Source organism: Helicobacter cetorum (assembly GCF_900198405.1).
In the GTDB taxonomy this organism is placed as follows: Bacteria; Campylobacterota; Campylobacteria; order Campylobacterales; family Helicobacteraceae; genus Helicobacter; species Helicobacter cetorum_C.
In genome coordinates this window covers 1-7,892 of record NZ_FZMR01000027.1, presented here as the reverse complement: position 1 = coordinate 7,892, position 7,892 = coordinate 1, and the positions used below count along the sequence as shown (strand labels likewise).

Below are 7,892 nucleotides of genomic sequence, written 5' to 3'. Positions count from 1 at the left end.
ACAAAGTATGATACTAACAAGGTTATAGCATTTAAAGAGTTAAGAATAGCTTAGAAATCGTTCAGTTTTTTTGCAATATATTGGGTATTTTTTTGACTTAGGGTAGGGTAGAGTGGAATGCTTAAAATCTCTTGCGATAAGCGTTCGCTAAGACTTGGAGACACTTTTGAATGGTTTTCTTTTTGGTAGGCTTTTTGGCAATGAATAGGGGTAGGATAATGGATTAAAGTTTCAATATTACACTCTCTTAAGTATTTTTGTAACACCTCTCTTTGTGTGGTTCGCACGACAAATAAATGCCATACATGCGATTTTTCATCTATAGGCATGCAAGGGAGAGTGATTTTTGGATTGTTGATATGCTCTAGGTAATAGCGAGCGATTTTACGCCTTTGTTCTATCTCTCTATCTAAATAGCGTAATTTCACGCTTAAAAATGCTGATTGCATTTCATCAAGGCGTGAATTAAACCCTAGCAATCTATGCTCATATTTTTTCGCACTCCCATAGTTACTCAGCTCTCTAATGGTATTGATTAGCTCTTCATTATCGCTCACCACCATTCCTGCATCGCCTAAAGCACCTAGATTTTTTGTAGGAAAAAAGCTAAAGGCCCCCGCATGCCCTAAAGACCCCGTTTTTTTACCCTTATAGATGGCTCCATGGCTTTGAGCGCTATCTTCTATAACAAGTAAATTATATTTATTGGCTATAGCATTAATCGTTTGCATATCGCATGCTTGTCCGTATAAATGCACGGCTAGAATTGCCTTGGTTTTAGATGTGATAGATTGTTCTAAAAGAGTGGTGTCTATAAGGTAAGTGTCTAAGTTTGGCTCTATAAAAACAGGTCTTAAAGAATTATGTGAGATAGCTAAAGCAGAGGCGATAAAAGAATTAGTTGGCACTAAAACTTCATCGCCACTTTTCAAATGTCCTAAAACAATATAAGCTCTAAAAAGCAAGGATAGTGCGTCTAATCCGCTATTTACTCCTACGGCATGCTGAGTGGCACAATAAGTAGCGAACTCTCTCTCAAACGCTCCTAATAGCTCCCCTCTAACATAAACCCCACTCTCTAAAACACTCGTAAAAGCCTCTAAAAGCTCATCTTTATAGGCGTTATGCAACGCCTTTAAGTCCATAAAAGGAATATGCCTCAAACAGCCCCTATTAGAAACTTACGATATAGCGCCAATAGAATGCAAAAGGACGATGGAATGTCGCTCTAAAAGGTTCACCATAAGGAGCAGAGTTTGCAACATAGTAGTTGTTCCTAATGGTTTGAATTTTAAGACCAATCTCAAAGCCTTGATGCTTAGTGCCTAAGCGGATACCACCATTAACAAGGAATTGGAAGTTTGAAGTAGCAAGTCTTCCGCCATATTCATGAGCTAAATCCTTGTAGTAATGATTCATAGGTCCCCAAGAAGTTCCGCCAATCGCAATGCCTAAGAAAAAGCCAAAGTGTAAATTCTCATGATTGAAAATCGCAGGGTTGAAAAGAATGTCTGTGCCACCGCCATAGCCAAACATGAAATTTTGAGCACCATGACGAGTGTAGTTATAATTATCCCCATACACATCATACTTGTAATAAGAACTTGCAAAGTCAAAAAACGCATAATAGCGGAAACCAAACATAGGGACTTTTTTAAGGAAATGTTTATACCCTGTTGTAAAGCCAAAGCCATTGATAGCGTATTGCTGATTAGTCAAAGCCTTGTTATAAATGCTTTGCATGCTACCCCAACTAACTCCTTTACCGGGAGTAACGACTGGGTCTGTATCACAAGTAGCTTTAGAGCAATTTTGCTCAGTAGTGCTTAACATACCTAGTTGGTAATCAATTCCAATAAAAGCGGCATTTCTCTCGCCGCCACTAGACTTGCTCTTAGGCTTAGACGGCTTAGACTTGGTAACCTCGTTCTTTTGTGTGGGTATCTCCGCTGATAATAAGGTTGCCATTGTCAGAGAGACGACACTCGCTAAGAAAGCTTTTCTCATGTATTCCTTCCTTCTACATTGTTCTCTAGTTGAGTCTTAAAGTTGGATTTTACTATAATTTTACTTGGTTTTTGATTAAAAATAGCTTTTGTTTGAAAAGACGAACAAAAACTTGGATTTAGTTGAGGGTTTTTAGTGTCCAATAAAAGATTTTCTTTTATTGGACTATCCCCCAAATTTTCTTAAAGATGTTCTTTTACGCTCTCTAATACGCTCTTAAACGCATTCATATCATTCATAGCCATGTCTGCTAAAACCTTGCGGTCTAATTCAACATTAGCCAACTTTAGAGCATGCATAAAGCGTGAATAACTTGTATCATGCATTCTGCAAGCCGCATTGATTCTCACTACCCACAAACTTCTGAAATCTCTTTTCTTTTGTTTGCGGTCTCTAAAGGCATAATACATGCTTCTTTCAAGCTGTTCTTTAGCCTTTCTAAAATGCTTTCTTCTGCCACTATAAAACCCTCTAGCGAGTTTTAAGACTTTTTTATGGCGTCTTCTACGCACAACGCCTGTTTTAACTCTCATTTCTTTACCTTTCTTTTTTAAATTTTAGGTGCGTTTTCTTAAAAAACGACTTTCCCTTAAAAAGGGGCTATTTGACTCAATCATTCTTATGCTTTACAGAGCAAAGACATAACAGAATGCGTGTTAGTATGATGCACATGTTTTGGTGCGTTCAAATTAGCTTTACGCTTAGGGCTTTTTTTAGTCAAAATATGGCTTTTAAAAGCACTGCCACGCTTAATCAAGTTTTTTTTAACTTTAAAGCGTTTTGATGCACCACGATTAGTCTTCATTTTTGGCATGATTTTCTCCTTTCATAAGGTTAATACTATTAAAAGGCGTATGATTAACTTTCTTTTCATTTTTTTGTGTTTCTTTAGCTTTAGGCACAAATATCCATGAGACAAAACGCCCTTCAGTCTTTGGCTCTTTTTCTGGATTTGCTAAGTCTTCCATCATAGCTTGCACTCTAAAAAGCACATCAAGTCCAGCTTTTGGGTTTTGACTCTCCCTGCCCTTTAAAACCACTTTAAATTTTACATGTTTGTTAGATTCAATAAACTCTCTAGCATGTTTGACTTTATAGTTAATGTCATTTTGTGCGATTTGAGTAGAAAGCTTAATCTCTTTGATTTCAATTTGCTTTTGCTTTTTTTTGGCTTCTTTAATCTTCTTTTCGTTTTGATAGCGGAATTTATTGTAGTCCATGACCTTACACACAGGGGGTTTTGCATTCGCTGAGATTAGGACTAAATCTAAACCTAAATCACGAGCAATATTCAAAGCCTCTCTTGAAGAAATAATCCCATACACTTTGCCATCATCACCTACGCAACGCACTTCCTTAAAATTAATGTCTTCGTTTAACAATACTTCGTTTTTACTCAAAAACTAACCTCTTGCATTTTAGATTCAACCATGTTTAAAAACTCCTTTAGGGGCATTTTATATTGAGTTTGCTTTTCTCTATCTCTAATAGACAAAATCTCTGTTGTTACTTCTTCATTACCTAGAACTAAAATCATAGGAATTTTTTGTTTTTCAGCTAGTCGCACCTTTTTATTCAAGCTGTCGTTTTTATCTAGCACTTCTACAAAAATCTCACGCTTTTTCAACTCTTCTTTTAATTTCAAAGCAAAGGCGTAATGCTCTTCATTGATAGGAATGAGAGCGATTTGAGTGGGTGCGACAAAAAATGGGAAATTACCCCCAAAATGCTCGCTTAAAATTGCAATAAACCTTTCAAATGAGCCTAAAATCGCTCTGTGAATCATTACCGGTTGTTCGGCTTCATTATGCTCGTTAGTGAAAGCGAGTTTAAAGCGTTCGGGCAAATTCATATCCACTTGAATGGTGCCACACTGCCATTTGCGTTTTAAAGCGTCTGTAATTTTAATATCAATCTTAGGCCCATAGAAAGCCCCCCCACCCTCATCAATCTTATAGTCAATTTGGTGTTCTTTTAGGGCTTCTTTTAAAGCATTTGTAGCTTTCTCCCATACCTTGTCATCGCCAATGGATTTAGTGGGGCGAGTGGATAACTCCATTTCATAACTGAAATTAAAGGCGTTCATAATTTTATGTGTAAAATCTAAAATCGCACTCACTTCGCTTTGAATCTGTTCAAATGAACAAAAAATATGTGCGTCATCTTGAGTAAATTCTCTCACTCTTAAAAGCCCATGCAACACGCCACTTTTTTCGTGCCTATGCACCACGCCGTATTCATAAAATCTTAAAGGCAAGTCTCTGTAGCTGTGTAAAGCATTTTGATAAACTTTAATATGCCCCACGCAATTCATAGGCTTTATGCCGTATTCTTGCTCATCAATCGTGGTAAAATACATGTTTTCTTTGTAATTATCATAATGCCCACTAATTTTCCATACATCGCTTTTTAAAATCTCAGGACCTTTCACAGGCTCATAGCCCCTTAAAAGTAACGCCTTGCTTAATAAATCTTCTATGCGTTTTCTAAGTCTTGCCCCCTTAGGTAGCCATAAGGGTAAGCCTGCTCCTATTTCATCATCAAAGCTAAAAAGCCCTAGTTCAACCCCTAGCTTTCTATGGTCTCGTTTTTTAGCTTCTTCAATTTGAAAAAGATAGTCTTTTAAGCTCTCTTTAGTGGCAAACGCAATACCATAAATCCTAATTAGCATTTCATTTTTTTCATCGCCACCTAGATAGGCTCCAGCGAGTTTAGTGAGCTTAAAATTATGCAAAAAGCGGGTGTTTGGTAAGTGCGGTCCTTTGCATAAGTCTTCAAATTCGCCTTGTTTATACACGCCAAATGTATCACCACTAATTTTACTCATCACGGCATGCTTTAATTCATCGCCCTTAAAGCGTTCTAGGGCTTCTTGTCTAGTTAAAGTCTCTTTAGTGATAGCGAGTTTAGATTTTGCAAATTCTTTCATTTTAGCTTCAATTTTAGGCAAATCTTCTTCGCTAATTTTTGAAGTGGTCTTAAAGTCATAATAAAACCCTTCTTCTACCACAGGCCCTACAAAAAACTTTGCATCCGGATAAAGGGCTTTCAAGCTTTGAGCGAGCAAGTGTGCACACGAATGCCTAATCACTTCTAAAGCTAAAGGCGAATCATCAAAATATATCGGTTCTGTTCCTTCTAATGCCTTAAACCCATCGCTTAGTCCTAAGACTTTCGCACTTTCTAAATCTATTATTTGTTTATCTTTATAAACGGCAATCAGTTCCGCACTCATTTAATACTATTTTTCTCCAAAAATTAAACTACTTAAACTAAGCATAAGCCTAATCCCTTAACTATCAAGTGTTTATAAAATTAAATTCATATATTTGTGTTTTAACAACTTCCAGAGCCAAAGCCACATTGCACTTGAGCGTCTGGCTTTTCTGCCTCTGGGTCATGCATAGGCTGAAAACAGCTTTGCAAGCAAGTGATACAAACGACTAGAAAAAGTCCTAAAACCCATTTTATAGCACCACTAGCAATAAGCACTTTCAATAGTCTCCAACCCTAAATTATCAAACTAGAGCTGATTATACAATAAAATCATAAACTATAAAAACACTTTAAACTTTTGATATATCTAAAAACCAAAAAATAAGTCTCATGTGCTATCATTACGATTTTAAGGTTTTTTCTAAAAAATTAAAACAATGCTTAAGCAAGGGAGTGTGATGCGCTACATCAAGTTTTTTAAAGAGCTAAATAACAAAGATGTGAGTTTGGTCGGTGGTAAAAACGCTAGTATTGGCGAAATGTTTCAAGAGTTAGTGCCTATTGGCATTAAAGTGCCTGATGGCTTTGCGATTACTAGTGAGGCGTATTGGTATCTTTTAGAACAAGGTGGGGCTAAACAAAAGATTATAGAGCTTTTAGAAAATGTTGATGCCACTGAAATTGATGTATTAAAGGTGCGTTCTAAAAAAATTAGAGAGCTTATTTTTGGCACACCCTTTCCTAGTGATTTAAGAGATGAGATTTTTCAAGCTTATGAGATTTTAAGCAAGCAATATGACATGAAAGAGGCTGATGTAGCAGTGCGTTCAAGCGCTACAGCTGAGGATTTACCGGATGCGTCTTTTGCAGGTCAGCAAGACACTTATTTAAATATTAAAGGTAAAACAGAGTTAGTCCATTATATTAAGTCTTGTATAGCATCACTTTTTACTGATAGAGCCATTAGCTATAGAGCGAGTCGTGGGTTTGACCATTTGAAAGTTGCCTTAAGTGTAGGGGTGCAAAAAATGGTGCGTGCTGATAAGGGTAGTGCTGGGGTCANNGTGTTTAAACCCACTTTAGAGCAAAACAAACGCCCCATTATCAAAAGACAACTAGGTAATAAAACTCAAAAAATGGTCTATGCTCCAAGGGGTAGCGAACATCCTACAAAAAACACCAAAACCACTAAAAAAGAGTTGCAATCCTTTTCATTAAATGATGAAGATGTGCTTACTTTAGCTAATTATGCCATTATGATAGAAAAGCACTATACCAAAGAGGCAGGAACTTATCGCCCTATGGATATAGAATGGGCAAAAGATGGCGATAGTGGGGAAATCTTTATCGTGCAAGCTCGCCCAGAAACGGTTCAAAGTCAAAAGAGCAAGGAAAGCAGTCAAGTTTTTGAAAAATTTAAATTTGTAAATCCTAACGAAAAAAAAGAAGTTATTTTGCAAGGCAGAGCTATTGGCAGTAAAATTGGCTCAGGAAAAGTGCGTATTATCAATGACTTAGAGCATATGAATTCTTTTAAAGAGGGCGAAATTTTAGTTACGGATAATACTGACCCTGATTGGGAGCCTTGCATGAAAAAGGCGAGTGCGGTTATTACTAATCGTGGAGGGCGCACTTGTCATGCGGCTATTGTAGCTAGAGAAATTGGCGTGCCTACAATTGTTGGGGCTAGTGGGGCGACTGATAGGCTCTATACCGGTATGGAAATCACTGTTTCTTGTGCAGAGGGCGAAGAAGGCTATGTGTATGCAGGTATTTATGAGCATGAAATTAAACGCATAGAGCTATCCAATATGCAAGAAACTAAAACAAAAATTTATGTTAATATTGGAAACCCTGAAAAAGCCTTTGGTTTTGCACAGCTCCCCAATCACGGCGTAGGGTTAGCTAGAATGGAAATGATTATTTTAAATCAAATTAAAGCCCACCCCTTAGCTTTAGTGGATTTACACCATAAAAAGCAAGTAAAAGAAAAAAATGAAATTGAAAACTTAATGGCAGGCTATGTTAACCCTAAAGATTTCTTTGTGAAAAAAATTGCTGAGGGCATTGGCATGATAAGTGCGGCGTTTTATCCTAAGCCTGTGATTGTTAGAACTAGCGATTTTAAATCTAATGAATACATGCGAATGTTAGCAGGCTCTAGCTATGAACCGCATGAAGAAAACCCTATGCTAGGCTATAGGGGGGCTAGTCGGTATTATTCAGAGCAATATTGTGAGGCGTTTGCATGGGAGTGTGAAGCCTTAGCATTAGTAAGAGAAGAAATGGGCTTAACGAACATGAAAATTATGATTCCATTCTTACGCACTATTGAAGAGGGTAAAAAAGTTTTAGAGATTTTAAGAAAAAATGGCTTAGAGTCTGGCAAAAATGGGCTTGAAATTTATATCATGTGTGAATTACCGGTAAATGTCATTTTGGCTGATGATTTCTTAAGCTTGTTTGATGGCTTTTCTATTGGCTCAAATGATTTAACCCAGCTCACTTTAGGCGTGGATAGAGATGGCGAATTAGTGAGTCATATCTTTGATGAAAGAAATCCGGCTATGCTAGAGATGTTTAAAAGAGCGATTGAGGCTTGCAAAAGACACAATAAATATTGTGGGATTTGCGGACAAGCCCCAAGCGATTACCCTGAAGTGGCAGAG

8 protein-coding genes are annotated in these 7,892 nt (G+C 37.2%); 1 reads left to right on the top strand and 7 read right to left on the bottom strand.

Annotated features, from left to right (window positions below):
- Nucleotides 1-50 precede the first annotated feature (50 nt).
- The 7 genes from C6H25_RS07655 to C6H25_RS08660 form a co-directional block, all read right to left on the bottom strand.
- The gene (locus C6H25_RS07655; protein WP_104748841.1) at nt 51-1,145 is read right to left on the bottom strand and encodes a DegT/DnrJ/EryC1/StrS family aminotransferase; all 1,095 of its coding nucleotides are present in this window, start codon (nt 1,143-1,145) and stop codon (nt 51-53) included.
- Between the two features lie 28 nt (nt 1,146-1,173).
- Nucleotides 1,174-2,007, bottom strand: a complete 834-nt coding sequence (locus tag C6H25_RS07650; protein ID WP_104748839.1) for an outer membrane protein — start codon at nt 2,005-2,007, stop codon at nt 1,174-1,176.
- A gap of 182 nt (nt 2,008-2,189) precedes the next feature.
- Nucleotides 2,190-2,540, bottom strand: a complete 351-nt coding sequence (gene rplT, locus C6H25_RS07640) for a 50S ribosomal protein L20 (RefSeq protein WP_104748837.1) — start codon at nt 2,538-2,540, stop codon at nt 2,190-2,192.
- A gap of 86 nt (nt 2,541-2,626) precedes the next feature.
- Nucleotides 2,627-2,821 carry a 50S ribosomal protein L35 gene (gene rpmI, locus C6H25_RS07635; RefSeq protein ID WP_014660668.1) on the bottom strand — a complete coding sequence of 65 codons (195 nt, stop codon included), beginning with the start codon at nt 2,819-2,821 and terminating at the stop codon, nt 2,627-2,629.
- Nucleotides 2,802-3,407, bottom strand: a complete 606-nt coding sequence (gene infC, locus C6H25_RS07630; RefSeq protein ID WP_104748836.1) for a translation initiation factor IF-3 — start codon at nt 3,405-3,407, stop codon at nt 2,802-2,804. Before infC ends, rpmI begins: the two co-directional genes overlap by 20 nt.
- Nucleotides 3,404-5,242 carry a threonine--tRNA ligase gene (gene thrS / locus C6H25_RS07625; RefSeq protein ID WP_104748835.1) on the bottom strand — a complete coding sequence of 613 codons (1,839 nt, stop codon included), beginning with the start codon at nt 5,240-5,242 and terminating at the stop codon, nt 3,404-3,406. The genes infC and thrS overlap by 4 nt, the downstream gene beginning before the upstream one ends.
- Before the next feature lie 101 nt (nt 5,243-5,343).
- Nucleotides 5,344-5,505, bottom strand: a complete 162-nt coding sequence (locus C6H25_RS08660; RefSeq protein ID WP_158653907.1) for a hypothetical protein — start codon at nt 5,503-5,505, stop codon at nt 5,344-5,346.
- A 176-nt stretch (nt 5,506-5,681) separates the two neighbouring features.
- On the opposite strand from C6H25_RS08660, the gene ppsA reads away from it, so the two are divergent.
- On the top strand, nt 5,682-7,892 hold a 2,211-nt coding region (gene ppsA, locus C6H25_RS07620; RefSeq protein ID WP_104748840.1), incomplete at its 3' end, for a pyruvate, water dikinase.

Coding starts and splice junctions, on each gene's coding strand:
- rpmI (WP_014660668.1), bottom strand. CDS start 2,821: ATGCCAAAAATGAAGACTAATCGTGGTGCATCAAAACGCTTTAAAGTT.
- C6H25_RS07655 (WP_104748841.1), bottom strand. CDS start 1,145: ATGGACTTAAAGGCGTTGCATAACGCCTATAAAGATGAGCTTTTAGAG.
- rplT (WP_104748837.1), bottom strand. CDS start 2,540: ATGAGAGTTAAAACAGGCGTTGTGCGTAGAAGACGCCATAAAAAAGTC.
- thrS (WP_104748835.1), bottom strand. CDS start 5,242: ATGAGTGCGGAACTGATTGCCGTTTATAAAGATAAACAAATAATAGAT.
- C6H25_RS07650 (WP_104748839.1), bottom strand. CDS start 2,007: ATGAGAAAAGCTTTCTTAGCGAGTGTCGTCTCTCTGACAATGGCAACC.